This window comes from Caballeronia udeis (genome assembly GCF_001544555.2).
GTDB classification, from domain to species: Bacteria; Pseudomonadota; Gammaproteobacteria; order Burkholderiales; family Burkholderiaceae; genus Caballeronia; species Caballeronia udeis.
Genome location: NZ_FCOK02000108.1, coordinates 1 through 25,864 on the forward strand (window position 1 = coordinate 1; position 25,864 = coordinate 25,864).

Genomic DNA, 25,864 nt, shown 5'->3' on the forward strand with positions numbered 1-25,864 from the left:
GCTACACCTAAACCCTAAAAATAGCCGAAACCCAATGCTAGCGGAGGTTTCGGCTAATTGATGGGGAAAAGTACGGCCTAGCGACCACGTACTGGCATCACGCGACGTAGTCTCTCCCCATGACCTGGGCTGTTACCCCTTTATCGCCATGGCGGCCAAGGCGAAGGTGCTGCGCGCGGTGATCGACTGCTACCTGGCGCGTTCCGGTATCGAAATCGTACCGGCCCAAAACGTCGATAACCCTGCGATGGTCATGTCGCTGGTGGCATCCACCCGAAGTCTGACGCTCGTTCCCTCGTACCTCGAGAAGTTGATGCCGTGGTCCGTGGTTAGCCGGCCCCTGGCTGGTGATGTGCCGGAGATCGATCTGACTATCGGCTACAGCAAGGCAAATACGTCGCCCGTCCTGAAGCTGTTCCTGTCAAGAGTGGACGACCTGATCACCCGCCCATCGTAACGCCGTCGTTGACGCACGGATGGCCGCGCATCGCCAACCAGGCGAACCGCTGGAACGAAGACGGCGACTAAGCGCGTTGAGGATCGAGCGACGACGGGACAAACACCTGACCCTCCATCAGACGGCGCGCGCTGCGGCTCATGATCGCCTTGGTGACAACCCAGGCACCCTCTCGCTGCTCGGCTTCGGCACCCACCGCCATCACACCCGAGGGATGTCCGAAACGGATCTGATCAGCCGCCTTACCCGCCACGAGCCGGTTCACGATGGTGCCCGGAATGGCGGCGGCGACAGCAATTGCGACCGCGCCGGTTCCGGTCATCGCATGGTGAAGCTTGCCCATGGAGAGGATCCGGGCGTTGATATCGACGCTCTTGGGGTCCACGGTCTTTCCGCTCGAGGCCACGTATCCGGTGGGCAGCGACACGAACGCCAGCTTCGGCGTATGGGGCCTTAGCGTAGTGACTTCCTCCGCAGTTGCCGCCAGTCCCATGCGAACCGCCGCGTGAGCGCGAATGGCTTCGCATTTCTTGAGCAACCCGGCATTGCCATTGACGTCAGCCTGCATTTCATTGCCGAGCAGGCCGAGATCTTCGGCGTTGATAAAGATGGCAGGATTGCCTGCGTTGATCATCGTGACATGGAACCTGCCGTAACCGGGCACATCTAGTGCGTCCACCGGATTGCCGGTCGGAAACATGCCGCCGGTGCTTTCTTCGCCATCTTCGGAGCCGCCCGGATCAAGAAACTCGATCCTGATTTCGGCTGCGGGGAAGGTGACACCGTCCAGCTCGAAGTCCCCTTCTTCTACCACTTCGCCGTTCTTGACGGGCACGTGAGAGATGATCTTCGCGTTGATATTCGCTTGCCAGATGCGTACGGTTGCAATGCCGTCCTGTGGCGCCTTGACGAAGCCTTGTGCAATCGCAAAAGGACCCACCGCCGAGGTGAGGTTGCCGCAATTGCCGGACCAGTCGATAACCGGCTTTTCAATCGAGGCCGCACCAAAGAGGTAGTCGACGTCGCAGTCGGGCCGCGACGAAGGCCCCACGAGCACCAGCTTGCTCGTGCTCGAGGTTGCGCCGCCCATACCGTCGATGTGCTTTTCGTACGGATCGGGACTGCCGATCACGCGCAGCAGGATCTGGTCGCGCAGCACAGGATCGGCGGGCAGGCTGTCGGCGCGGAAAAAAACACCCTTGCTGGTGCCGCCGCGCATATAGACGGCGGGAATCTTGTATTGAGCCATGTTCTACTCCTGACAGGTCTTGAAGATGATACACACAGGGCTACCCGTTGCGACGACACGGCCGGTCGGCGCAGGTATGGCCGTCGTTGCATCGAGTGCGTACTGGACGATGGAATCCGAGTGCTCGTTGGCCACATAGAGCATCTGGCCGTCGTGGCTGAGGCATAGAAAGCGCGGACACTGTCCCCGCGTATGCGTCCAGTGTGCTTGCACCGGCATACCGGTGGTTCCGTCGAGTTCGATGGTGCTCATGCTGTCGTGTCCGCGGTTAGTCACGTAAAGGGCGCGGCCATCGGGACGGATCACGATGCCGGCCGCACGCGAGAGCGCGTGGTAAGCGCCCGGCAAAACCGGCATCGTATGCAGAGGCTCGAGCGCACCTGTGATTGGATCGAAGGCCCAGGCTGTCACGGTCGAATCCAGTTCGTTCGAGATGTAAATCAGCGGCAGCGTTGGATGGAAGGCCGCATGACGCGGCCCCGCTCCTTCGCGGCTGCGTCCCGAGGTCAGGGCAGGGGTACTGCCAACGCCCTCCCACTTGAGCGCAAAGACACGGTCGAGCCCCTTGTCGGGCACGATGTGCCAATTGGTGTCATAGCGTTGCGTTACGTACCGTGCGATATGGTGCGGATGAGATGAAGCCTGTTCAACGCGATGCGGTCCCGGTTCACCCGGAAAACGCACATACGACGATACGTCTCCCAATGCCCCGTCAACGCCAAGCGGAAACTGCACTGCAGCGCCTGTTGCATAGGCCGCTACCACGAGCGACGTGCCATCTCGCGAGAGGGCGAGATGCACGGGATTTCGGCCCTCGCAGGCGCGGCGGTTCAGCGCGGTCAGCCGCCCGTGTGCAGCGTCGATTGAATAACTGCTCACCTCGGCGCCATCGCCATGCACCGCGTACAGGACATCCTGTGCGGCATTCAAAGCGAGAAAGCTCGGATTCTCTAACGGCTCGAACGTCTGAACGTGCTCCCATGCACCCGACTGCGTGTCGATTGCATAGACGCCGATTCCCCGCCCGCGTGCGTTTCGCTCGCGTGTCGTGCGGCATCCGACATAAGCGAAGACGGCTGTCATGGTTATGCTGCCTCGAGCATTTCACTTGAAATCCTCGGCAGCAGACCGCCCGCGTTGAAGATCTCTGCTTCTTCCTCAGTGTCGATACGGCACTTGACCGGCACAGCAACGACCTCGCCGTTCTTGCGCGTCACCTTGAGACTCAGCGTCATACCGGGCGATACCTTGCCTGCTACACCCTGGACCGCATAAATTTCCGAGCCGTCGAGCTGCAAGGCCGTGCGGTCATCGCCCTCGCTGAATTCGAGCGGCAACACGCCCATGCCGACCAGATTCGAGCGATGAATACGCTCGAAGTTTTCGCAGACGACCGCACGCACGCCGATCAGCCGCACGCCCTTGGCGGCCCAGTCGCGCGACGAGCCCGAACCGTAATTCTTGCCTGCAATGACGATCAACTCCTGACCACGTGATACGTAGAGCTCGGCTGCATCGAAGAGGCGCATGATCCTGCCTTCCGGTTCGAGCCGGGTCAGGGAGCCTTCCTTGCCATCGGCCATCTCGTTGTGAAGACGATTATTCGCGAAGGTCGCACGGATGGCCACGAGGTGGTCACCGCGACGCGTACCGTACGAGTTGAATTCGGTGGGTTGAACGCCATGCCGGATCAGGTATTCGCCCGCTGCACTCTCGGGAAGGATGGCGCCTGAGGGTGAGAGGTCGTCGGTCGTGACGTTGTCGCCGAACACGCCGATCGCGCGCATGTCCGCAAACGTGGCCGCGCTGGTGAGACTGGCCTGCCAGTACGGCGGGCGCCGGATGTAGTTGCTGTCTTCACGCCACGGAAAGCGGGCCGGGACCGCGGCTTCGCCTTCCAGGCGCTCGCTCTTGCGGAACATCTCCGTATAGATCTCGAGATACTGGCCGCCGTGCATACTTGCCTTGAGCAACGCATCGATTTCTTCGTCATCAGGCCACAGGTCTTTCAGATAGACCGGCGCGCCGGTCTTGTCCGTACCCAGCACACCGTTCTCGATATCCACGTGAATCGTCCCGGCAATCGCATAGGCCACCACGAGCGGCGGGGAAGCGAGGAACGCTTCCTTGACGCGTGGGTGGATACGCCCATTGAAATTCCGGTTGCCCGACAGAACGGCGACCGCATGCACGTCGCGGCTGACAATGTCCGCTTCAATTTGCTTCGGCAGCGGGCCAGACATGCCGTTGCATGATGTGCAGCCGAAACCGATGATGCCAAAGCCGAGTGCTTCCAGCGGCTCCATCAGTTGCGCCTCACGCAGATAGCGCTCGACCGGCTTCGATCCAGGGGCGAGAGAGGTCTTCACCCAGGGCTTGCGTTCAAGGCCGAGCTCAACAGCGCGGCGTGCGACCAGCCCGGCGGCAATCATGTTGCGCGGGTTGGACGTATTGGTGCAGCTCGTGATCGCGGCTATCACGATTGCGCCGTCGTCGAGTTTGACCGGAGCGGTCGCGTCGGGCCTGGCGGCAGCCGCTTCGGCCGGACGGGCAATACCCTTCGATATGAGGCTGGACAGCGGCACGCGGTCATGCGGATTCGCCGGGCCTGCAATGGCGCGGCCCACCGACGGCAGGTCGAACGACAGGACGCGGTCATACTCGGCGTTGTCGAATGCATCGGCCCACAGGCGTTGCGTCTTTGCGTAGGACTCCGTCAGAGATATCTGTGCTTCGGTACGTCCCGTCAAACGCAGGAAATCGAGCGTCTTGTCGTCAATCGCAAAAAGCGCAGCGGTAGCGCCGAACTCGGGCGCCATGTTTGAAATAGTGGCGCGGTCACTCAACGTCATCGCGCGAGCCCCTTCGCCGTAAAACTCGATGATCGTGCCGACCACTTTCTGCTTGCGCAGGAATTCGGTGATCGCGAGGACCAGGTCGGTCGCCGTGATACCCGGTTGGCGCAAGCCCTTGAGTTCCACGCCAACAACGGTCGGCAGGCGCAGCCACACGGCACGGCCCAGCATGACCGACTCTGCCTCGATACCGCCCACGCCCCAGCCCAGCACGCCCAATGCATTGATCATGGTGGTGTGGCTGTCGGTGCCCACCAGCGTATCCGGGAACGCAACGCCGTCTTGCACCTGGATCACAGGCGACAGATGTTCGATATTGACCTGATGCAGGATGCCGTTGCCCGGCATCAGGACGTCGAGATTCGAGAATGCCTGCTTGCACCACGCAAGGAATTCGAAGCGCTCAGCGTTCTTGCGATTCTCGATCTCCATGTTCTTCGCCATGGCTTGGCGGTCCGTTCCCGCCACTTCCACGTTCAGCGAATGATCCACCACCAGATGCGTAGGCACCACGGGATTGACGGTCCCCGGATCGCCGCCCGCTTCCGCTACTGCATCGCGCATGCCGGCCAGATCGACCAGTGCCGGCGTGCCGAGCAGATCCTGCAACACCACTCGTGCCGGGTAGTACGGGAAATCGACATCGTGCCGGCGCGCGGCGAGCGCGGCGAGATACGGCGCTGCCTCGGCAGCAGGTTGCCTGCGCACGATGTTTTCGGCGAACACCCTCACGCAATAAGGCATGCGGGCAAATTGAGCGGCATCGATTGACACCGCTGCGCCGACGACGCGGAATAAATCGACGGCCTGGCTGGGGAGCGGGTGACGGGACATCAGGGTCTTCTCCAAGAAACTGCGCTGCGGGCGCACTGCTGCTTGCGTTTCGATGTAGTGCATTCTATGATCATAAAACGCAATTGGCAAACACAGCGTCACTCGTGGATTTCCCGGGTGCTGCAGCCAAGCCAGTGGTCAACCGGACGCTGGCTGGCGCGCGAGGCCCTTAGGATTGGAGTTGGCAATGGCAAAATTCCAGGTTGATCTTTCAGATGCACCGCCGCACCCGGCGGTCGTGAACGGTCATGGACTGCTCCCGACCCCTATGGATTCGATTGAACAACCGCCCGTGCCGCTGACCCCTTTGCAGACGCGCGTGACCCGGGAAATCCTTGCACTGGCAAGGCGCGACGATCTTTCTCAAGGTGATCACCTTGCCGAATCCGTCTTGGCCGAGAGGATCGGAACGTCGCGTTCGCCCGTCAACGTGGCCCTGCATCACCTGGTTTCGCTGGGTGTGGTTTTCCACGATGCGAACCGCGGTTTCTTCATGGCAAAGGCCGCGCGTGAACTGACGGAGGTGGCCGCGCAGTTCTTCGATGAGCCCGACGAGCCGTTGTATCTGAAGATCGCCGAAGACCGGCTGGCGCGGCGCCTGTCCGATGTCGTCTCCGAGGCCGACCTGATGCGCCAGTACGAGGTTTCGCGCAGCGTGCTGCGGCGTGTTTTGTCGCGGATGCAGGAAGAAGGATGGCTGGAACGGCAGGTCGGTCACGGCTGGCAGTTCATGCCGATGATCGACTCGGTCGAAGCGTATGAGGAAAGCTACCTGTTCCGGGCCGCTATTGAACCGACTGGCGTCCTGTCGCCGAGATTCAGGGTCGAGCGCACCGAGCTGAACGAATTGCGCCGCCGGCAGCAATTTATTGTCGACGGTGGTTATCTCACGATGAATTCCGTCGAGCTTTTCGAGGCCAACAGCGACTTTCACGAGACCATCGCCAAATGGTCCGGCAATCGTTTTATTGCTCAGTCGGTACGGCGCATGGACAGGCTGCGCCGGCTCGTGGAGTATCGCCAGGCCAAATCCCGCAAGCCACGCCAGGAACAGGCGCTCGAGCACCTCGCGATTCTTGAGGCCATCGCCCAGCAAGACCTGCTGCGTGCGGCGAGCCTTCTGCGCGACCACATCGAGGGCGCGCGCCGCGGCAAAGTGCATGCACAGGAGATTTTTCCGCGAGGCCAATAGCGGTAGTGGTTTCAAGACGGCTTTGGCCGTTTTTTGTCACCGTCATTGCGTTTGGTGATCATAAAACGCGTTTTATGTAAAAATTCAGGCGCGCTGGCGCGCGGGTTGCCCGCGTCGCGCTTCGACTTCCCGGATTGGCATGCCACTCCGACCACGACTAGACAAGAACATCTGGAGACGACCATGTCATACCGCAGAGGCTGGATAGCAGTTTTCCTGTTCTCACTCTCAATGATCAACTACATGGACCGGATCGCGCTGTCGATCGCGGCGAAACCCATTGCGAGCGAGTTCAAACTCGGTGCGGTGGGCATGGGTTACCTGTTCTCGTCATTCATCTGGAGTTATGCGCTGTTCCTGATTCCGATGGGTGTTCTTATCGACCGGTTCGGCACAAAACGCATGGCTGGGGTCGGGATCTTCGTCTGGTCGGCAGCGACCGCATTGACTGCGGCCGTCGGCAGTTTCGGCAGCCTGATGTTAGCCCGGCTGGTGATGGGCGCAGGGGAGTCGGCCAGCAATCCGATTGGCGCCAAGGTCATCCGGCAGTGGATACCCGCCAACGAACGCGGCGTGGTGACCTCCATATTCAACAGCGGATCGTACGCAGGACCGGCGGTTTGCTCTGTGATCCTCGGCGCGCTTATCGCACTGTGGGGATGGCGTGTTTCGTTCGTCATCGCCGGAGGCATCGGCTTTGTGTGGCTCGTGGCCTGGCTCGTGTTCTTCAACTCACCCGAAAAGGCACGCTGGTTGAGCGCGCAAGAGCGCGACAGGATTGTGCGTGAGCGCGATGCCTCAACGGCGGGTGACAGCAACGTTGTCGCCGGATCGAGCGGTCTTCTCTCGTTGATGCGCGGCCGCACCTTGTGGGGGCTTGCGATCACGCAGGGCTGCAATGTGTACACCCAGTATCTGTTCCTTACCTGGCTGCCAAGCTATCTTCAGGCGAGCCGGCATCTGAGCATTGCCAATACGGGACTATTTTCCGCCGTGCCTTACGCGGCAGCGGTCGTGCTCTGCATTTTTGCGGGCCGCCTGAGCGATCAGTACCTCAAGAAGACCGGTGTAGGTGTAGGTACAGGCCGGCGCCGCAATGCCGTGGCACTCGCCATGCTCACGGGGGCCGCGATCCTTGCGGTACCGTTCACGACGAACCTGGGGGTTCTCCTGGTGATTTTCTCCATCACGCTGACAGGTATTGCTTCGACCACTTCCTTGAACTTCGCATTGCTTAACGATCTGCTGCCTCACTCGCGGGATGTCGCTAAAGCGATGGCTTTCGTGGTTGTTGGTGGAAACATCTTCGGCATGATTGCCCCGATTGCCACAGGGTATGTGATTGCCGCCACCGGAAGTTACGATTGGGCGTTCGGCATCGCCGGTCTTCTGCTTGTGGCGGGAGCGGTCACGGTGCTGACCATGACACGCAGACCTTTGTCGGGTACCCCAAACCTGACTCAGCAACGAGTGGCCGTATGAAGCCGACGGGCCTCATTCGACGCCGCATCACTGCGTCAGCGGCGCTGGCACGGGGTGCGGAACGGCATTCTTTTTGCCGAGCCTGCCGCGCGCGAAGGTGATTGCCGGCTTCTCTATGAACTGCCACGAGAGGGATGCGAGGATGACAGTCACCACGACTGACATCAGCAAACCAACATAGACATTTTGGGCGGGAAACAGTGTCGCGAAACATTGTTCAACGAAGAAACCGTAAACATAGGTTCCATACGATATGTCCCAGGTCGGCTCAAACTTTCGCAAGTATCGTGACGCAGCGATGGCAAGAATCAGGTAGATAAACGCGATGTAAAAAATGGCGTGTCCTGCCACCGTCGAACGAACAAGCAGGTACACGACGCAAAGAATCACGGCGACATCCAACCGAATAATCACCAGGCTGCGAAAGTGATAAGCAACAAAACCGCAAAGGAAGAAGATCACCGGGTACGCGGTAAAGTCTTGTGGTTTGTAGACAAGACCGTTCAGCATTGCACCGTGAAGATGCACCCGGAAAAGCGCGAGCCAACCAACGAAGACCAATACCGCGCCAATCATCGCGCCGATGCGCGTTTTGGAAAATCGCAACAATCCAAGGCATAGCACGATGCAATAGCACCCAACCTCTACCGGCAATGTCCACAAGGCGCCGTTCACCGCGTTGACCGCATTGTGCTCAAATACACCGGGAAGGCTGTAACGCATACCGGTGAAAAGGGTGATGTTCCTCACAAGAAAGGCAAGCGTCTCTTTGTCAGAAATGAATCGCGAGTACGAAAGATCTGAAAAAAACGGCGCCCCTGCGAACACAATGAAAATCACGCAGACAAACAAAGCGGGCCAGATTCTTGAAAATCGCAACGCTATGAAAGTCTTCGTTTTCTTCTGCTTATCCCAGCTTTGACTGACAAGAATTCCGCTCAAAAAGAAAAAGGCGAATACCGCCAGGCTTCCGCTGTACTCGATTTTTGTGAAAGACCGGATCACGTCCGTTCCACCGGAACCCGGCCAAAAGATGAAGGCGTGGCCATAGAGAACCAATAGTGCGGCAAGGTGCCGGATCAAACCAAAATTGTTGTTTCGTCCGATAAGCAGAGCTTCCAGATTGCGCGGATTCGTCTGGCTATGCATGCAGGTGGTCCTTGATTGGCAAGAGAAGGATCTTGCAACGTCCGACAATGTCGTTGTCGCAACCTTGGTTCTGGCTCAACTTCGAATCATGCAATCTCTCGCCTCCACATGGGCAGGCTATTCAAGAGATTCAAGTCAGTGGCTGATACCGTGGGACTGTCCGGCGCGGCCCGAGGATAGGATTATGGAGCGCCTTGAGGCCGCAACCCGTGACTATTTAACCATACATCGACCTGGTTCGACCCTGCTGAAAATGTATCAAAGTTTGCGATTGGAATTGGGTGGCGACCACGTCAATGGTAGTCAACACCGTGTCACAAAATGAGGTTCGCGGAACTGCTGGACACTGATGCCGTCAGGCTATTTGTCTGAGTTATTGTCGCTCTGGTAAACGCAAGATAAATGAAACCTTCCGCATTGAAAATAACCGTCCACTGGCGTGCAATATAGATGAATTGCATGTGAGGTGATTATTTTCGATCCTGGTTTAAATCGGATTGACCTGATGCCGTCGCTATCCAACATACCGCCCAATCCCAGCAGGCAACCAGACGCGGCGACGTAGCAGGCAATATCCGGTTCATTCGCAATAGAATAGTTTAGCTATTGCGAAGCCTCTATTTATCTGGTTTGTTAGCTAATCACAAGATAGATATGCTTCTTGCCGTACCGCCGATGCCGGCATCGGCGGTCATCAGTCGGCGAGGGGCACGGGAAGGGATTATCGAGTTCGCCACACCTCGCTGTCAGACCCGCTACGCGTACGGCAATCCGTCGCGACCGGCCAGACCACTTCACGTTCAGGATGACGCCATGCTTAAGAATATTGCAACCAGTCTGCTTGACATCGCCTATGACGAGCAGGGCGATGCCGACGGATGGCCGGTAGTCCTGCTGCATGGCTTTCCCTACGACATCCACGCGTACGGCGAAGTGGCGCCGTCCCTGGTATCTCAGGGCGCGCGGGTTATCACGCCCTATCTTCGGGGATATGGGCCAACCCGTTTTATTGCGCCGGCCACCCTTCGTTCGGGCCAGCAGGCAGCGCTTGGGGCAGACCTTTTATCACTGCTCGATGCCCTTCAGATTGAACAGGCCGTGCTGGGCGGATATGACTGGGGCGGCCGGGCAGCATGCATCGTGGCGGCGCTGTATCCGTCGAGAGCGCGGGGGCTGGTTTCGGTCAACGGCTACAACATCCAGAATTTAGCCACCGCCATGCGGCCGGCTAGCCCGGACAAGGAACATCGACTCTGGTACCAATATTATTTTCATAGTGAGCGCGGCCGGGCTGGACTGGCCGAGAACCGGCGCGCGTTCTGCCGCCTCCTATGGTCATTGTGGTCGCCGACGTGGGGTTTCGACGACGACACTTATGCGCGCTCGGCAAGCGCGTTCGACAATCCGGATTTCATCGATGTTGTCATCCATTCGTATCGACACCGTTTCGGACTGGTCGATGGCGATCCTCAGTTCGACGATATGGAGCGCCGTCTGTCGGCCATGCCGTCGATCACCATGCCCACGATCACACTCGAGGGAGACGCCGATGGCGTCAGGCCATTGGGAGGAGGGCACGCGGACTTGAAGCGGTTCACTGGACGCCATGAGAATCGCGTCTTGCCGAATGCAGGTCATAACCTTCCACAGGAGGCGCCGGAAGCATTCGCCCGCGCGGTGCTTGATATCAACGCCTGGGCGGATTGATGTTTCGCGCATGAGGCGACCGGCACCTTGGCTCCCGGGGTCGTCCTCATTCCGCTCGGCATTGCCGGGGCCGCAGCGGGCTACTGAATCCACGGAGCATCGCGCAGGCGTACGATAAAGAATTCCTTCAACAAGCGCACTCGTTCCGGCAAATGTGCGCGATACGGCGCGATCCATTGCACATCGGAATCGAGCTTCGCGTACTCGGGAAGAACGTGGATCAAGCGCCCGCTCTGGATATACGCATGTACGTCCCAGAACGGCCGGAGGGCTATGCCCGCTCCATTGACCGCCCAATCCCTGAGGACCTCACCGTTGTTGCTTCGCAGCGGGCCGGAGACACGAATGTCGAGCGCGGGACGGGGATCTGTTTGCGGTCCCAGCCGGCTCAGGCGCCAGATATGCATGGGCATGTCGCGCTCGAGCATGAGCAGGCACACATGCAATGACAGTTCCTCTGGCGTGCGGGGCGTCCCGGCGCGTTGCAGATAATCGGGCGAAGCGACCATCGCGCGATTGTTCCTGGCCAAAGTCTGAATGATCCATTGCGTCGACTGTGGGTGCCATAACCAGATTGCCCCATCAAACCCTTCAGCTTGCAGGTCCGGTAGCCGGTTGAGCAGGTGCAGCTCAACGTCGACGTCGGGATAGAGCTGTGAGAACTGCTCGATCGCGGGTGCGACCCACTGGCGCCCAAAACCGACGTTGCAGGCGAGCTTTATGGCCCCCCGCGGCGTTGTGCCGAGATCTGCGACGCGCGTTTCCAGACTCTCGAAATCATCGACCAATCGTCTGGCCAATTCGCAGTACAGCTCGCCCTCAGGGGTGGGCATGACGCTGCGCGTGGTGCGCCTGAACAAGCGGACTGCCAGACGTGCTTCGATCTGTGCGAGACGCTTGGTAACGGCCGCGCCGGTCACCCCCAGGCGCTTGGCCGCCCCCACGAGGCTACCCGTTTCCTTTACGGCAAGTACCAGGAGAAGATCGGCTCGATCCTGCATTGCCAACCAAAAGTAAATAAAGAAGTGAGGGATTATAGGATTGCGGGGTTGCAATTGCGAGACAAGAATGCATTGTTGTGTCAGGGCCTAAACCTTACGGACTGCCGACGATTCATGGTGGACAAAACCAAAACAGGCTAGCGGCGAAAGCCGGAAAGGCCGGAAAAATAACAAATGGAGACAGACATGGAAATTGGCTCGCCCGAGGTCCTGAGACGGAACTACGCCATCCTGGCGCGAATCGATCGGCTCCCACCGTCACGCCACCTGATGAAAATCGTGGCGCGTATTGCCGCCGGCGGTTGGTTCGAATTTTTTGAGCTGTTCATGCCGGGTTTTATCTCACTCGGACTGGTGCGCTCAGGCATCTACACCATTGCGAACAAAGGGTTGTTGGACTTTCATAGTTTCGCCAGTTTTCTAGCGTCATTTTTTGTCGGCATGTTTCTCAGCACCGCGGTGTTCGGCTTTGTCTCGGACCGGTTCGGGCGGCGCTCAGTATTTGTCTACTCGATGGTGCTCTATTCAGTGGCCCAATTTTCTGTGGCAGTGCTGAGCGATCCCCTGATGATCGATCTGGCCCGCCTGTTCGCGGGCTTTGCGGTCGGCATGCAACTGATCAATAACGACTGCTATGTCACCGAGCTTACGCCGCGTGCCAGTCGCGGGCGCTACATGACGACCTCGTATATTTTCGTGCTGTCGGCCATTCCCGTGGCGGCATTCCTGGCCGCTATCCTCGTGCCGCTCGATCCGTTCGGGATCGCCGGTTGGCGCATCGTGGTGGCAATGGGCTCGGCCAGTGGCCTGCTGGTGTATTTTTTGCAGCGCGGGCTGCCGGAGTCGCCGCGCTGGCTTGAAGTGCACGGTCGCGTTGAGGAAGCCGACCGGCTGATCTCGGAGATCGAGAAGGCGGTAGAAGCCGAACGGGGGACACCGCTCTCGGCTCCGGACCTGAGTGTGCCCGATGCCGTTATCGAGACCGGGCGTTGGCGTGACATGTTCAGCCGCTTCTATCTGCCGCGCACGATCGTGGTGTCACTGTTCCAGTTTTCCCAGACGATCGCGGTGTTCGGCTTCACGGCGTTTGTCCCGGTCCTGTTGATGGAGCACGGGTTCTCCATCATTCACTCTCTCAACTATTCCCTGGCCATCGTCCTGATGGCGCCGATCGGCGCCGCGATCGGTAGCTACTTCTCTGAACGCATCGAGCGCAAATGGCAACTCGTGTTGTGTGCCTGCCTGATTGGCGCTGCCGGGACCGTGTTTGCCACGGGCCATCAGGTCGCGGTCATCGTCTGCGCCGGTGGCCTGATTGCACTGGGCAACAACTGGATGATCGCGATATTTCACCCGTACGCGGCTGAGCTATTCCCCACGCGTATCCGTGCCCGTGCAATTGGCTTTACGTTTTGCTGGAGCCGGGTCAGTTCGGTGTTCGTCGGCTATTGGGTCGGGGATCTGATGTCGGCCTACGGCCAGCGCGGCGTGTTCGTCATGATAGGGCTCGCCATGTTGACGATTATTGTCGGCATTGGCGTATTTGGCCCGCGCACCAACGGTCGTAGCCTCGAAATACTGTCGCCTTGATTGGCTGGGAAATTTGAACGTAAACGGAGAAGCGGGCATGAAAATAGGTATTCTGGAAGGCGACGATATTGGCCACGAAGTGGTGCCGGAGACAGTGAAGGTGATGCGGGCGGCGGCGGAAATGACCGGGCTGGCGATTGACTGGCATCGGATCCCGATCGGGCGCGAGGCTTATGACAAGCTGGGCCACACATTGCCGCCCGACACCTTGCAGAGGCTGGACGCGCTGGACGGCTGGATTCTCGGTCCGATCGGGCATATGGCTTATCCGAAAGTACCCGAAGCCATCAATCCGCATCCGATCCTGCGCAAGCACTTCGACCTGTTCGCGAACATCCGCCCAGCTTTGTCGTATGAAGGTATTCCGTCGTTGCACCAGAACGTTGATCTCGTGATCGTGCGCGAAAACAATGAGGGCTTCCAGCCTGATCGCAATGTCGTGGCAGGGTCCGGCGAGTTTCGACCGACTAACGACGTGACAATTTCGGTCCGCGTGATCACTCGTGCCGGCTCGTCAAAGGTACTCCATGAGGCCTTCAAGTTGGCCCGCTCGCGCCGCAAGCAGTTGACTGTCGTACACAAGAACACTGTGTTCAAGCTTGGCTGCGGTATGTTCGTCGAGGAAGCGAAGCGCATCGCCGCCGAGTATCCGGACGTGACAATGAACGAGGCCATTGTGGACACCTTCGCCATGCGTCTGGTCATGACGCCACAGAAGTACGACGTAGTCGTCACCACCAATATGTTCGGCGATATTCTCACCGATGAAGCCGCAGGGCTGGTAGGCGGTCTGGGCCTCGCCCCCGGCCTCTCTGCGGGTCCAAGACACGCGATGGCGCAAGCAACGCATGGTTCGGCGCCCGACATTGCCGGCCGCAATATCGCCAACCCCTATGCAATGGTGATGTCCGGCAAGATGCTGCTCGAGTGGCTGGGACGCAAGCTTGACGATGTGCAAGCATGTCAGGCTGCCGCGTCGATCGAGAAAGCCGTGGGCACGGTGATGCGGGAGAAGCGGTCCCTCACCGCGGACCTCGGCGGCACCGGCACGACGACCGGGATGGGCGACGCCATCGTCCATGCGATACGGCAAGGCTAGGCCCTGATCAACAATCTCGAGACCCTGGGCGACATTCGTCAATTGCGGCCCTTGCTCACAACGTGAGTCGCGGCGCAAATTCGACGCCACCCGCATTGAGCGGTTCGGACTGTCTGTTTTTTCCGCCTCCCCACTGAATCCACTTAATAACTTTCCTTCTCCGACTACCTGTCACGTCGGATCAAAGCTGATACACATCGTCCGAAACTTACCGGGTCTTGCATGGCCGTATGACCCGCACCAATATGTCACCGGGGTTCCAGCGGCGATTCAACTGGCTTGTCAATATACCGCGGGGTATTGTGATAGCCAGGCCCGCTCAAGGTGTTTTCTTCGGGACGCGTGTGCGAACCGAACTTGCGCTTCGTCAACGGCAAGACGTTCGCGAAACAACGGCTTGGCGCTCTCGCATGGACATGCCAGCAACGCACAATTGCGCGTCATGTAGAAATTTTCGTGGGCAACGGTATGAACGAATCCGCACGCGACGCCGCGACAACTGCGATTCTCGAAGAACTGAAACGGGAAAATGCTGCTCTGCGCCAGGACCGCGAGAATCTGGAACGGTTGGTGGCCGAACGCAATGAACTCCTGCACCTGACCAGTTTTGCGCTCAATCGGGTGCGCGAAGCCGCCTATCTATTCGATAAAACCGGCCGCCTCGTCTATGCCAACGAGGAGGCTTGCCGGACGCTGGGATACAGCGCCACGGAACTGTTGCGGATGGGCGTGGCGGATATCGATCCGGACTGGACTGCCGAGAGGTGGGACGAGGCATGGCCGGCGCTGCGCGAGAAGGGTTCGGTCATTGTTCAGACCACGCATCGCCGCAAGGACGGCAGCCTGCTGCCTGTCCAGGTCAACGCCAGCCATTTCGAATACGGTGGCAAGGAATACAACCTGGCGCTCGCGCGCGATGTCACCGAACGCGAGCGCGCAAAACGCGCGCTACAGGCGAGCGAGCAGCGTTACCGCCAAGTCTTCGACAATGTTTCAGATGTACTCTATTTGCTCGAAGTGACACCGGAAGGACGCCTCCGCGCGCTGGAGATCAACCCTGCCGGTGAACAATCGCTCGGTATCCCGAGGGCGGAACTGATCGGCAAGTTCATCGATGAAATGGAGCTGGAGGCAGCCGGGGTCCTCGGCGAGAAATGCTGGCTGTGTGTTCAGTCGGGCATGGTCTGCGACGATAAAGTGACGCTCGAACTACCCAGCGGACGCCACCATTACCACCTGACCCTGATCCCCGTGCACGACGAGTCAGGGCGCATTCACCGGATCGTGGGCATTGCGCGCGACATGACGGCCCAGCAGCGGACAGAATCGCTACTGACGACCCAACTGGAACTTGAAGCGCAGTTTCGCAGGCTGGCGGAGAGCACGCTCGACGTTATTTGCCGCTATGACCGGCAATGCCGCCTGGTTTACGCGAATTCAGGGCTCGTAGCGACGCTGCGCAAACCCTTGCAGGATCTGCTGGGCAGCACACCGGTGGAACATGAGCCCGATGGGCGGTACGCGCGGTATCAGGCGTTGCTTGCGAGCGTTATAGAAACGGGCATGGAGCGTCATATTGAAGTCATGGTGTCCGATGGCGGCAGTGGCGTGCGCCATCATCATATCCGGATCATCGCGGAGCGCGGGTTGCAGGGCGAGATTGTGGGCGCGATGGCGCTGGGACTCGACATTACCGAGCGCAAGGAGGCGGAGCAGCGCCTCTATGCGAGCGAACGGGCCTTTCGCACGCTTGCGGAGAATGCGCCGGATGCCATTGTCCGGTACGACCGGAACTGCCGCCGCACGTATGTCAATCCTGAGTTCGTGCGCGTGAGCGGCGTCGAGGCCGAGAGACTGCTGGGTGAGCCTACGGAGGTACTGGGTGCCGCGGACGAAGTAACACAGCAGGTTCAGAAGAAACTCCAGGAGATCATGGGAAGCGGCGTGGCCGCCAAATTCGAAGTGAACTGGGCCCGGCACGGCGAGCCCAAGTGCTGGTATGCCCACGCTGTACCCGAGTACAGCGCGGATGGGGTGGTCCAGAGCGTGTTGACTATCTGGCGCGATATCACCGAACGCAAGGAAGCCGAGCAGCGCCTGTTCGAATCTTATGAGTTGCTGCGTGAACTCACCTCACAGCGTGAAACGGCACGCGAGGAAGAGCGCAAGCGTATTGCCCGCGAGATGCATGACGAACTCGGCCAGCAACTGACCGCGCTTCGCATGGGCGTCTCGACCCTGCGCCTGCGGTTCGGCCATGACAATCCGGACCTCGGCCAGCACGTCCAGCGAATACTGCTCCTGTCCGACAAGACGATGCAGTCTCTACGCGACGTGGTGACCTCGCTGCGTCCTGCGGTGCTCGACGCGGGTATTGCAGCGGCACTCGAGTGGCTGGCTGCCGAATTTTCGCGCAATGGGCAGACGACCTGCCACCTGAGCGTGCCGGAAGAAAGCCCGGAGCTTGCCGAGGAGCGGGCCATTGCGATGTTCCGGATCGTGCAGGAGGCGCTCACCAATGTCACGCGACATGCCGATGCGCACCAGGTTTTCATCACGCTGAAGCAGACGGCGGACGATTGCCTGCTGGAAGTGCGCGATGACGGCCGAGGATTTGATCCCGTTGCGATCCCCAGGAAATCGTTTGGGTTGGCGGGTATGAAGGAGCGCGTGCTGATGCTGGGTGGCGCGCTCGACGTAGCCAGTTCGCCGGGTTACGGTACTTCCATCAAGGTACGTGTACCATTCGATCAGGGATGCTAACTTGTTTTAGGCCGTGTCCACAACCGCTGCAACTCCGGGCGGGGCCTACGCTACCAAGCCAGTTTTGGCACCCTCGAGCGACGAATTGCGTACGAGACAAATAGGGTTCAAACAGGGTACATCCTACTGCTGGCAATGCTGCTTCGCATGTACCGTATTTAGGCAGAGGTGTGCGCACGCCGCACGCAACAGATGCTGCGGCGCGAAGGAGACAGGAGGCGCGACGTGCAGAACCGCTCGACCGAATGGTCAACCAGCGATGTTCCGTTAGGGGACCGCACAGATGCCTGGGAATCGGTGCTCAGTACGAACTACCGGGAATGGCAGGTCCCTCATCGCCTTCCTGCAACGTTCTATGCTCACGTCAAACAGCACGATTTCGCTGGAGCCGGGATTGTCGAAACGGTCTGCGACCCGTGTACGGGGCAACGCACCCGCGGACATGTCCGCCACGATGATGAACTTTATGTCGGTGTTCAGCTCACCACTGGCGGCCGTGAGCGGTTCAAGATCGGCGACTCGGGAGTGGAGGTCGCATCTGGCGATGTCGTGGTCTGGACAACCGATCAGGTGGTCGAGTTTGAGGTTCTTGAGCGCTTGCATAAAGTGACGTTGATGATTCCATGGTCAGTTATGCGAGAACGGCTACCCGAACGCAAACATCCACCGACTGGAGGCAAAATTGAAAGCCGGACGGGCGTGGGCTCGTTGCTGGCTGTGCATCTTCTCGCCCTTTCAAACGAGATCGCAACGCTTGACGAGAGCGTTCAAGGATCCGTCAGCAGGTCCACACTTGAGCTACTGGGCATAGCGCTATCGGGCCAGCAACCGTCCGCAGCGTTTGATGCCAGTGCGGCTATGCTCCGGCGTGTGCAGGACTTCATCCTGCAACGCTTGCACGAAGACGACCTGAGTCCGACCCGCATCGCGGAAGCAAATCACATTTCGTTGCGCTACCTGCACATGCTGTTTCAGCGTAGCGACATGACCGTTTCCGGATGGGTTCTGGACAGGCGATTGCATGCCTGCAAGCAGGCACTGACGGACCCAGCCTACAACCGGCAACGGATCTCCGAGATTGCGTTCCGCTGGGGATTCAATTCGATCAGCCATTTCTGCCGGGCGTTCAAGGAGAAGTACGGCGCCTCTCCGGGTGATGTACGCAGGACCGTGGGCGTTGGTCCTGCGGATGAAGTGGTATGACAAAGGGAACAGGACGGTAACCTGTCTGCCCGGTCGTCGGAAGCGAGGATGAGCGCAGCCATGGCAACGTCCTCTGCATTGCCGACACGCTGTTGAGCGAAGCAGCGACGCTGGACGTGTCCGGTCAGGCCGAGAACGACGTGAACGTCTGAACCGAAATTTTGCCGTCTTTGACGACCAGTGTGTCGGTTGCGAGTGCGACCCACGGTTTTGCTTCCCACGCGAGATACGCGACGTCGCGCACCGTGCACATGCTCGTAATCTTGAACGCCGGCCAGAACGCTGGGTCTGCGCCATCGAGGAAGGCCTTGAAGAAGCCGGTTATCTCCTCACGACCACGGAACGTCTTGTCCGGGGTGACGAGGGCGGAACTGTCGTCGTAATCCTTGAGAATCTCCTCAACACCGTGAGCAAAGGCGCCGAGGTGATGGTCGAGAACCTGTCTGGTTGCTGCTTCTACCTGTTCAGATGATTTTGACATGTCGAGTGTCCGCAAGAGGGGCTACGGGGATGTATCGGCAACGATGGCCGCTACCGATACACGACGTATTCAGGAGCGTTTTCAGGCCGCGTATGCGCGCTGGGCTTCGTCCCAGGTCACCACCACGATTGGCGTGCCATCTTCCTTGATGAAGGACAACGGCCCGAGGAACGTCATGTAGAACTCGCTGTCGACCGGGAACGCGGTTTTGTCGTGACGAGCGTTTGCAGACTCGTAACCGTACGCCGGTGCTACGACGGTGTCGCCGCCGTGCTCACTGCCGCCACGGACGTCCATGCGGCCTTTCGTCAGCAGGTATTCACCCGGCCCAACGTGGAAATGCGCGTTGAAGGACGAGCCCGCCGGACAGTCAAAAATCGCGGTCCATGCGCCCATCTCGGGAGAGGCGTGCAGCATCTTCCAGCGAATGCCGCCATGAGAGAGGGCAGCCGGGAAGGGCTTCCACGGAATGTCGTTAATCTGAACCGCTTCTTCTTGAATCTTCGGTTTGATTTCCATCATCGTCTCCTGAGATCAGCCGAACCGTATTTGAGTTCAGCAACGTTTGTGGGTGAAATAACGATATCGCAGGGAGCGAGAGGAAGATTGCACGCTAGTGCAATCCGAGTTGCCTGCCAGTGCAGTGGGAGAGCGCCAAATAGGTAGTAGCTAATTAACGGTGCGTGCCGCTCAAGGATTTCGAACACATTTTGATGAAGAGATGACGAAAATACAGAGTACCTATGTCGGGCGCGGGGACGATCAGTGCGCGGCCCGCGCCGCTCTGCAGCGGGCGCCCGCGGGTTATCGGCTTTGGGAGGCCTGGGCTCGTTGCAACCACTCGCTGTTATGTTCGCGGGCGTGGCGTGGCCAATGCCTGGCATCGTGCACGATCTCAGCATAAAGTTCGCGCGCACGCTGGCGATCGGCCTCGTCGGGCTGCGCCGCTAGCCAATCGGCGTACAGGCAACGGGGTGCTGCGTCGCTTGCGTTGGTGAGCGCCATCTCGAACGCGGCGCGCGTGCCCGGTGCGCCAATCGTGGCCAAGGCCCGTGCATATAGCAAGGCAGGCTCTGGTTGCTGGCGGGCGAGGGGATTGACGGCGAACAGTTTTTCCAGCGTGTCCTGCGTGGCCGAAGCATTGCCGCTTGCAAACTGCGCACGCGCCAGCCCTTGGAGTAAAGCCGGATCGGATGCGAACGGCCCACTGACCGCCGCTTGGTAATGCTCCAGGGCTTCGGCGGCATTTCCTGCATCGAGCAGCGCCGCACCCAGCCGCATGCGATGCGCGACGGTCGGCGCGCGATCGAAATCCGTGCGCGCCTCGCGCACCGCCCGGTTGGGATCGACAAGCTGCGAGATGGCCCTCGTTGCCGTCCTTGCCCCGCGCGACTGGCGCAGGGACGGCAAGTAAATGACAAAGAAGTAGACCGCGCTTCCAAGGCCAGGGAAAAGAAACAGGATCAGCAGCCAGTACATGTTCTGCTGGTTGCGCACGGCATGCACCGCAAAGAACAGGGCGATGATGACGTAGAGGCTTATTCCGAATATGCGCATTTACGAGAAAGTCAGTTGTGGTGCGCTGCCAGCGGCACGTCAGCGAAACGGCAGAACGATATTGTGACAGAAGCGCGCTGCGATGCCTGGTAGCTCAGCGGGACCCCGGCGCCCGCGCTTTTTTCCCGTGACCTGGCAGTTAGCTCGGGCCGCCAGACAGCGAATGCCGATCATCCGGTCAACACTATCGGACGGGTGGTCGGCCTTTCCTGCCATTCGACAGTAAACCGTAAGCCGTTCGCTGGAAGCCTCTTACCGGTTGCTCACGACCCTGGCGCTGCGGATGTCAGCCTACGGCTGGGGCGAACGCGTGCTAGCGACCCTGAAAAGACGCTGGGAATACCACGAAGCGGACGTTTGGGATCGAGCAAAACTGTCTTTCAAACTTTCGCGTACTCTTGCTCCGCACCACCGTTCTCACCACAATTGAGCTCGCGTTATTGCAATACCTGTTCGTAACGGGTCCGCCGAGATGGTTCTTAATGCAGTCCTTCGGAAGTACTACGCTTTGCGCTATGAACAAGAAATTGATACTCGACAGTGTGTTTGGCACACTTGTATTCCTCGCCCTCGTATTTACGCCGGCGTGGACGTTCAATTATTGGCAGGGCTGGGCGTATCTCGCCACTTCTATTGGGGGATCCCTTCTCTATACAATTTATCTCATCAAATACGATCCGCCACTCCTCGCTCGGCGCCGGCAGATGGGTCCGTCGCATGAGAGGGAACCGGCTCAGAAGATCATAGTACTGTTTATCATTGCGGCATTTGTCACACTTGTCGTATTGCCACCGCTTGATTGGCGATATGCATGGTCGCCCGTGCCGTGGTATGTATCAATTATCGGCGATGCGCTCGTAGTGTTCTCATATTATCTGTTTTATCTTGTCGCCAGAGTCAATAGCTATGCGGCTGCCAATGTGCGCGTGGAAGAAGGACAGAAGGTTGTGGACACGGGCGTGTACGCCTGGGTACGTCATCCAATGTATTTCGGCACGCTGTTTCTGATCATCGGTACGCCGCTTGCGCTTGGCTCCTGGTATGCGCTCGCGCTGACACCCGTTCTTCTGATAGTTCTCTATTTCCGTATAAAGAGCGAAGAAAAAGTGCTCGTTCGCGATCTCGCCGGTTATATCGAATATCAGAGCAAAGTGAAATATCGCTTGATTCCGTTCGTTTGGTAGCAGTGACCATGACTCGAGGTCACCGCTCAGGAGAACATGATGCGCGAACCGACACGTTACAAAAGCGTTGAAGTCGACGGTCTCCAGATCTTCTATCGCGAGGCGGGGCCGCCTGCTGCGACGACGATCCTGCTTCTGCATGGATTTCCGTCGACGTCGAGAATGTATGAGCCACTGTTTCAAAGGCTCGCCGACCGGTATCACCTGATTGCGCCCGATTACCCGGGGTTTGGTCATAGCGACGCACCGCCATCCGACAAGTTCGCCTATACGTTCGATCATCTCGCGACCATCGTCGATCACTTTGCGCAGAGCGTCCATGCGGCGTCATACGTACTATATTTACAGGACTACGGCGGTCCCGTCGGTATGCGGCTCGCAATGGCCCATCCCGAACGTGTCAAGGCACTCATCATTCAAAATGCGACCGCGCACGAAGACGGCTTGGGCCCACTATGGGACACGCGCAAGGCGTTCTGGAACGATCGAAGCAAATACGAGGCTGCCGTCGAACAAAATTTGATGTCGCTTGCGGCCGCGAAACAACGGCATGTCGGCACGAGCCCCGACCCGAGTGTGTACGATCCGGACCTTTGGACCGATGAATACGCGATGTTGAGTCGCCCCGGCGAGACGGCAATCCAGAGCGATCTGTTTTACGACTATCGAACCAATGTCGCGTCTTATCCGCAATGGCAAGCATGGCTTAGAAAGGCGCAAACCAAGACACTCGTGATCTGGGGCCGTTACGATCCGTCGCAACTGGCCGCGGAAGCAGCCGCCTATGGGCGGGATTTGCCCGAAGCGGAAATACACGTGATGGATGCCGGGCATTTCGCGCTCGACCTTGCGCCCGACGCAGATGCAATCGCTGCGTGGATGCTCGATTTTCTTGGGCGGAATGGGTTGTAGTTCGCCACACGTGCGCGAACGGCCGCCCGATGGCTATGAAGCGCTCACCGAGGGCAGGTCGCAAGAGGTTGATTTTGAACTCTGCCGCGACTTAAGTTGTTGCCGATTTTCGTGATTTGGTCGAATGCACTTTGCAGCGAGGGTCGGCGATATAGCGGAAAGAGACAAGAAGGTGAGGGTGACGAATTGATCAAGACCCCTAACCGGTGACTGGATCGAACTTTCCCCTCTGGCATTGTAGCTGCGCGCGAAAGATCACTGATGCTGGCTTGCCGGTTCGCGGGTGCAAAGGCTCTCGCATCTCCCGAAGGGTCAGCCTGCTAGTACACATCAGTTCGAGCCATGTGTGCAAGGTCCGGAAATACCAAGGCGGAGCATCGATAAACGTCTCACCAAACCCTGCCCACGAACCCTTCCGCCAGCCGTCGACGTACGGCAAGTCACCGCATGCAATCAGGGGATGCAGCGTTTGCACGATCAAGGACCCATCCGGCTTGAGTAGCATCGGCATACTGCGCAGCAGACCTTCCACCGATTCTTTGCCGATCAATGAAAAATTGCAGACCACGACGTCGGCGCTCAGTTTGAGTCGTCCCGCAGCGATCTCTTCATAGGACAGGACCCTGCCATCGATCAAACCGGCTTCAGTCGCGGCGAGCACCAATTCCGGCACCACGTCCACCGCCGTCACGCCAATTCCACTCTGCTGAAGCGCCAGGGCGAGCCAGCCTTCTCCGCAGCCCAGATCGAGGACGGTGGCCGGTTCACAAGCCAGCACCGCGTCCAACATGGCTTGATCGGTGACCAATCGCCTGCTCTCGATTTCCCCACCGCGTACCGCGTTCATCCAAGGCAAAGCGTTGCGCTTCCACGAATCGATGATCTTACCGTCGCTGAGAGATTCGATGTCCATCGCTTGTTCCGTCCAAGATGTCGACCACTAATGATCGCATGCATCAGGCACCAGGAGGAACAAGGAAGCCCCTGCGGCAAGTTCGAAGGTTTCACAGCGGCGGGCGATTCAGGGCGACCCAACGTTGAACAGACGGCCTTTGCCACTGATGCGCAGCGTAGTCAGCCAATCTTCCCGGCACCGTATCGCCATTCAGGACGAGCCGGTTCAGCATTAGAGCAAGATCGGCGTCTGCGATACACCACTCGCCAAAGAGGTTCGGCGAGTGGTCCGTAAGCAATACTTCGCAAGCAGAAAACAATTTTCCTGCAGCCGTACGTGCTGTAGCAGATAGGGGTGCCGCGCAAGCGCCATAAAATACCACCTCAGTGGAGCGTTCCTGCCTGATGGGCATGAGATCGCTTCGCAGCCACGCTTGTACTTGACGTGCCCGAGCGCGCCTGATCGCATCTTTTGGGTATAGCAAGGTTCCCGGAAAGACCTCGTCGAGGTACTCGGTTATTGCTGACGACTCGGACAAAGCGAAACTGTCGTGAACCAGCGTGGGTACACGCTGTGTGAGTGAACTCGCTGCATATCCAGGTTCGAGGTTTGCATTGTTGGCCAGGTCGATGGTTACAAGCTCAAACGACAATCCCTTTTCGTGAAGCGCCACGAAGGCCGACATCGCATATGGACTTGCGAATTGAGCGTCGGCGTAGAGACGCAGATTCGTTGATGGCAAAGTGGCTCCTGTTTGCTTACGCAAGGAAAATGATGGTCATCGATCCAGGCATCGATGTCGACCGGCCGCACCTGGCCCACTACCGTCCAATTCGGTCGACCGAAGATGACCCAATATAGATGATCCGCGCCGCTTCCACCGATACCGGTGGGACTTACAGCTCGCCGCCAGTGAGAGCGGAACATGCACCTGCGGGCTATACGAACATCTTCGACCGAACTGCGGATCAAGCGTGCAGAACCAGTTTCTGCACGCGCCAGTTCAGCAGTTCGGCGACGAACAGCACGTTCTCCGATGGGCACGCCATCTGATGAATCCAGCCGAATTGCTTGGGTTGCTTGCCTGATTTGCCGAGCACGCCGAGCACTTTCCCGTCGAGCGTCATCTTGTAGATACGGCCTGGAAAAGCGTCGGAGCTATAGAGCACTTGATTTGGTCCGGGCGAGATGCAGATGGCCCACGGCGAGCCTGGCGCGAACGTGCCGGCCGCGATTGCCGCTTCATCCGGCATGTTGCCGATCGCCGGACGTGCATCCGGTGGCACTGGAACGTCGATCGTGAATTGCCGCTGGAAATTGCCTTCGGTGTCGAACACCTGAATGCGCCGGTTGCTGCGGTCCGCGACATAGATGTTGTCGTGCGCATCGAGCGCGATGCTATGCGGCGTATGAAACTGCCCCGGCCCGGTGCCGCGCTCGCCCCAGGACTTGATCCAGTTGCCATCGCGATCGACTTTCGCGACGCGCGAGTTGATATAACCGTCGCTGATGTACGTGTTGCCTGCGACGTCCCACGCGACGTCAGTCACCTGGCGGAAGCGGCCAGGCTCGGCGGGCAGCGGCTGGTTAGGGTGCTTTAGCGGGCCTGTGTCTTCGTCGGCGGCTTCCTGCTTGCGGCCGAACACCATTGCGACGCGTCCATCCGGCGTGAACTTGATCACCATGTCGGAGCCTTTGTCCGTTACCCAGATGTTGTCCTGCCGGTCTACCTTGACCGAATGCGCGAACGACCATGCATACAGGTTGTGTCCTATCTCGCGGATGAAGCGTCCGTCGGGTGCGAACTCCAGAAGTTGTGCCGCAGCCGCGCCGTAGGCTGGCCCATTCGTGTTGCCGCGTGACAGCACGAAGATGTGCCCATGCGAGTTGAGCGCGACGCCGGAGCATTCGCCGAAATAGGTGTCTTTAGGTAAATGAACGGGATTTGAAATTGAGTCGTAAGCAATCGACGGCACCGGTTGTGCGTCCGCGAAAACCGGCGGGATCACGAGTCCGGCAGCGGTGCCGGCGACGAGGCTCATGAACGTACGACGGCTCATTGCCCGATGCTCCGCGTTGCCACAGCACGGGCAAAACGACCCATATTGCTCGCTCATCCGATGTCTCCTGTGTCGACCAGAGTTTGCGCTTTAGCGCTTACTCTGGTCCCATGCAGAGCAGTCGACCGGAGTTTGCGCTTTAGCGCTTACTCTGGTCCCATGCAGAGCAGTCGACCGGAGTTTGCGCTTTAGCG

20 protein-coding genes and 1 pseudogene are annotated in these 25,864 nt (G+C 58.9%); 10 read left to right on the forward strand and 11 right to left on the reverse strand.

Annotation, left to right across the window (positions count from 1 at the left end; translation table 11 throughout):
- Positions 1-88: 88 nt before the first annotated feature.
- A pseudogene (locus AWB69_RS41350) lies at positions 89-457 on the forward strand (LysR substrate-binding domain-containing protein); the annotation flags it as partial.
- Between the two features lie 67 nt (positions 458-524).
- Here AWB69_RS41350 and prpF read toward each other — a convergent pair.
- From prpF to acnA, 3 genes are read right to left on the reverse strand one after another with little or no spacing between them, the layout of a single operon-like run.
- Positions 525-1,706, reverse strand: coding sequence for a 2-methylaconitate cis-trans isomerase PrpF (gene prpF / locus AWB69_RS41355; RefSeq protein WP_062092551.1), 1,182 nt, complete (start codon positions 1,704-1,706; stop codon positions 525-527).
- Between the two features lie 3 nt (positions 1,707-1,709).
- On the reverse strand, positions 1,710-2,789 hold the full coding sequence (locus AWB69_RS41360) for a lactonase family protein (RefSeq protein WP_062092552.1): 1,080 nt from the start codon (positions 2,787-2,789) through the stop codon (positions 1,710-1,712).
- 2 nt (positions 2,790-2,791) lie between these two features.
- Positions 2,792-5,395 (reverse strand): aconitate hydratase AcnA, encoded by a 2,604-nt coding sequence (gene acnA, locus AWB69_RS41365; protein ID WP_062092567.1) that lies wholly within the window; start codon positions 5,393-5,395, stop codon positions 2,792-2,794.
- A gap of 187 nt (positions 5,396-5,582) precedes the next feature.
- Between acnA and AWB69_RS41370 the strand changes: the two genes are divergently transcribed.
- Both AWB69_RS41370 and AWB69_RS41375 read left to right on the forward strand, forming a co-directional pair.
- Positions 5,583-6,587 (forward strand): GntR family transcriptional regulator, encoded by a 1,005-nt coding sequence (locus AWB69_RS41370; RefSeq protein WP_231937406.1) that lies wholly within the window; start codon positions 5,583-5,585, stop codon positions 6,585-6,587.
- Positions 6,588-6,770: 183 nt separating this feature from the next.
- Positions 6,771-8,069, forward strand: a complete 1,299-nt coding sequence (locus tag AWB69_RS41375; protein ID WP_062092553.1) for an MFS transporter — start codon at positions 6,771-6,773, stop codon at positions 8,067-8,069.
- A gap of 27 nt (positions 8,070-8,096) precedes the next feature.
- Here the strand turns inward: AWB69_RS41375 and AWB69_RS41380 are convergent, their stop codons facing one another.
- Complete coding sequence (locus AWB69_RS41380; RefSeq protein ID WP_062092554.1) at positions 8,097-9,218, reverse strand: acyltransferase family protein; 1,122 nt, start codon at positions 9,216-9,218, stop codon at positions 8,097-8,099.
- Between the two features lie 813 nt (positions 9,219-10,031).
- Between AWB69_RS41380 and AWB69_RS41385 the strand changes: the two genes are divergently transcribed.
- Complete coding sequence (locus AWB69_RS41385; RefSeq protein WP_062092555.1) at positions 10,032-10,925, forward strand: alpha/beta fold hydrolase; 894 nt, start codon at positions 10,032-10,034, stop codon at positions 10,923-10,925.
- An 80-nt stretch (positions 10,926-11,005) separates the two neighbouring features.
- Here the strand turns inward: AWB69_RS41385 and AWB69_RS41390 are convergent, their stop codons facing one another.
- A complete protein-coding gene (locus tag AWB69_RS41390) occupies positions 11,006-11,926 on the reverse strand; it encodes a LysR family transcriptional regulator (protein WP_062092556.1) in 921 nt (306 codons plus the stop codon).
- 186 nt (positions 11,927-12,112) lie between these two features.
- Between AWB69_RS41390 and AWB69_RS41395 the strand changes: the two genes are divergently transcribed.
- The 4 genes from AWB69_RS41395 (at position 12,113) to AWB69_RS41410 (ending at position 18,581) form a co-directional block, all read left to right on the forward strand.
- Positions 12,113-13,516: an MFS transporter gene (locus tag AWB69_RS41395; RefSeq protein ID WP_062092557.1), complete on the forward strand. Its 1,404-nt coding sequence runs from the start codon at positions 12,113-12,115 to the stop codon at positions 13,514-13,516.
- 37 nt (positions 13,517-13,553) lie between these two features.
- Complete coding sequence (locus AWB69_RS41400) at positions 13,554-14,615, forward strand: isocitrate/isopropylmalate dehydrogenase family protein (RefSeq protein ID WP_062092558.1); 1,062 nt, start codon at positions 13,554-13,556, stop codon at positions 14,613-14,615.
- Between the two features lie 468 nt (positions 14,616-15,083).
- Positions 15,084-17,378: a PAS domain-containing sensor histidine kinase gene (locus tag AWB69_RS41405; RefSeq protein WP_082913821.1), complete on the forward strand. Its 2,295-nt coding sequence runs from the start codon at positions 15,084-15,086 to the stop codon at positions 17,376-17,378.
- Between the two features lie 225 nt (positions 17,379-17,603).
- Entirely contained in the window at positions 17,604-18,581 is a 978-nt protein-coding gene (locus AWB69_RS41410; protein WP_231937407.1) for a helix-turn-helix domain-containing protein, read from the forward strand.
- Between the two features lie 124 nt (positions 18,582-18,705).
- Here the strand turns inward: AWB69_RS41410 and AWB69_RS41415 are convergent, their stop codons facing one another.
- From AWB69_RS41415 to AWB69_RS41425, 3 genes are all read right to left on the reverse strand, one after another.
- Positions 18,706-19,062, reverse strand: coding sequence for a nuclear transport factor 2 family protein (locus AWB69_RS41415; protein WP_062092561.1), 357 nt, complete (start codon positions 19,060-19,062; stop codon positions 18,706-18,708).
- A gap of 81 nt (positions 19,063-19,143) precedes the next feature.
- Complete coding sequence (locus tag AWB69_RS41420; RefSeq protein WP_062092562.1) at positions 19,144-19,581, reverse strand: 2,4'-dihydroxyacetophenone dioxygenase family protein; 438 nt, start codon at positions 19,579-19,581, stop codon at positions 19,144-19,146.
- Positions 19,582-19,866: 285 nt separating this feature from the next.
- Positions 19,867-20,619, reverse strand: coding sequence for a hypothetical protein (locus AWB69_RS41425; RefSeq protein ID WP_062092563.1), 753 nt, complete (start codon positions 20,617-20,619; stop codon positions 19,867-19,869).
- 515 nt (positions 20,620-21,134) lie between these two features.
- On the opposite strand from AWB69_RS41425, the gene AWB69_RS41430 reads away from it, so the two are divergent.
- Both AWB69_RS41430 and AWB69_RS41435 read left to right on the forward strand, forming a co-directional pair.
- Positions 21,135-21,803, forward strand: coding sequence for a methyltransferase family protein (locus AWB69_RS41430; RefSeq protein ID WP_231937408.1), 669 nt, complete (start codon positions 21,135-21,137; stop codon positions 21,801-21,803).
- 39 nt (positions 21,804-21,842) lie between these two features.
- Entirely contained in the window at positions 21,843-22,715 is an 873-nt protein-coding gene (locus AWB69_RS41435) for an alpha/beta fold hydrolase (RefSeq protein ID WP_062092564.1), read from the forward strand.
- A gap of 199 nt (positions 22,716-22,914) precedes the next feature.
- On the opposite strand, the gene AWB69_RS41440 is transcribed toward AWB69_RS41435, so the two are convergent.
- From AWB69_RS41440 to AWB69_RS41450, 3 genes are all read right to left on the reverse strand, one after another.
- On the reverse strand, positions 22,915-23,628 hold the full coding sequence (locus AWB69_RS41440) for a class I SAM-dependent methyltransferase (RefSeq protein ID WP_197500449.1): 714 nt from the start codon (positions 23,626-23,628) through the stop codon (positions 22,915-22,917).
- A gap of 91 nt (positions 23,629-23,719) precedes the next feature.
- Positions 23,720-24,352: a glutathione transferase gene (yfcF, locus tag AWB69_RS41445; protein WP_062092565.1), complete on the reverse strand. Its 633-nt coding sequence runs from the start codon at positions 24,350-24,352 to the stop codon at positions 23,720-23,722.
- Positions 24,353-24,578: 226 nt separating this feature from the next.
- A complete protein-coding gene (locus AWB69_RS41450; protein WP_062092566.1) occupies positions 24,579-25,727 on the reverse strand; it encodes a peptidyl-alpha-hydroxyglycine alpha-amidating lyase family protein in 1,149 nt (382 codons plus the stop codon).
- Positions 25,728-25,864: the final 137 nt, after the last annotated feature.

Coding starts and splice junctions, on each gene's coding strand:
- acnA (WP_062092567.1), bottom strand. CDS start 5,395: ATGTCCCGTCACCCGCTCCCCAGCCAGGCCGTCGATTTATTCCGCGTC.
- AWB69_RS41405 (WP_082913821.1), top strand. CDS start 15,084: ATGAACGAATCCGCACGCGACGCCGCGACAACTGCGATTCTCGAAGAA.
- AWB69_RS41415 (WP_062092561.1), bottom strand. CDS start 19,062: ATGTCAAAATCATCTGAACAGGTAGAAGCAGCAACCAGACAGGTTCTC.
- AWB69_RS41390 (WP_062092556.1), bottom strand. CDS start 11,926: ATGCAGGATCGAGCCGATCTTCTCCTGGTACTTGCCGTAAAGGAAACG.
- AWB69_RS41400 (WP_062092558.1), top strand. CDS start 13,554: ATGAAAATAGGTATTCTGGAAGGCGACGATATTGGCCACGAAGTGGTG.
- AWB69_RS41380 (WP_062092554.1), bottom strand. CDS start 9,218: ATGCATAGCCAGACGAATCCGCGCAATCTGGAAGCTCTGCTTATCGGA.
- AWB69_RS41420 (WP_062092562.1), bottom strand. CDS start 19,581: ATGGAAATCAAACCGAAGATTCAAGAAGAAGCGGTTCAGATTAACGAC.
- prpF (WP_062092551.1), bottom strand. CDS start 1,706: ATGGCTCAATACAAGATTCCCGCCGTCTATATGCGCGGCGGCACCAGC.
- AWB69_RS41450 (WP_062092566.1), bottom strand. CDS start 25,727: ATGAGCGAGCAATATGGGTCGTTTTGCCCGTGCTGTGGCAACGCGGAG.
- AWB69_RS41435 (WP_062092564.1), top strand. CDS start 21,843: ATGCGCGAACCGACACGTTACAAAAGCGTTGAAGTCGACGGTCTCCAG.
- AWB69_RS41385 (WP_062092555.1), top strand. CDS start 10,032: ATGCTTAAGAATATTGCAACCAGTCTGCTTGACATCGCCTATGACGAG.
- AWB69_RS41425 (WP_062092563.1), bottom strand. CDS start 20,619: ATGCGCATATTCGGAATAAGCCTCTACGTCATCATCGCCCTGTTCTTT.
- AWB69_RS41375 (WP_062092553.1), top strand. CDS start 6,771: ATGTCATACCGCAGAGGCTGGATAGCAGTTTTCCTGTTCTCACTCTCA.
- AWB69_RS41440 (WP_197500449.1), bottom strand. CDS start 23,628: ATGGACATCGAATCTCTCAGCGACGGTAAGATCATCGATTCGTGGAAG.
- AWB69_RS41430 (WP_231937408.1), top strand. CDS start 21,135: ATGAACAAGAAATTGATACTCGACAGTGTGTTTGGCACACTTGTATTC.
- AWB69_RS41395 (WP_062092557.1), top strand. CDS start 12,113: ATGGAAATTGGCTCGCCCGAGGTCCTGAGACGGAACTACGCCATCCTG.
- AWB69_RS41370 (WP_231937406.1), top strand. CDS start 5,583: ATGGCAAAATTCCAGGTTGATCTTTCAGATGCACCGCCGCACCCGGCG.
- AWB69_RS41360 (WP_062092552.1), bottom strand. CDS start 2,789: ATGACAGCCGTCTTCGCTTATGTCGGATGCCGCACGACACGCGAGCGA.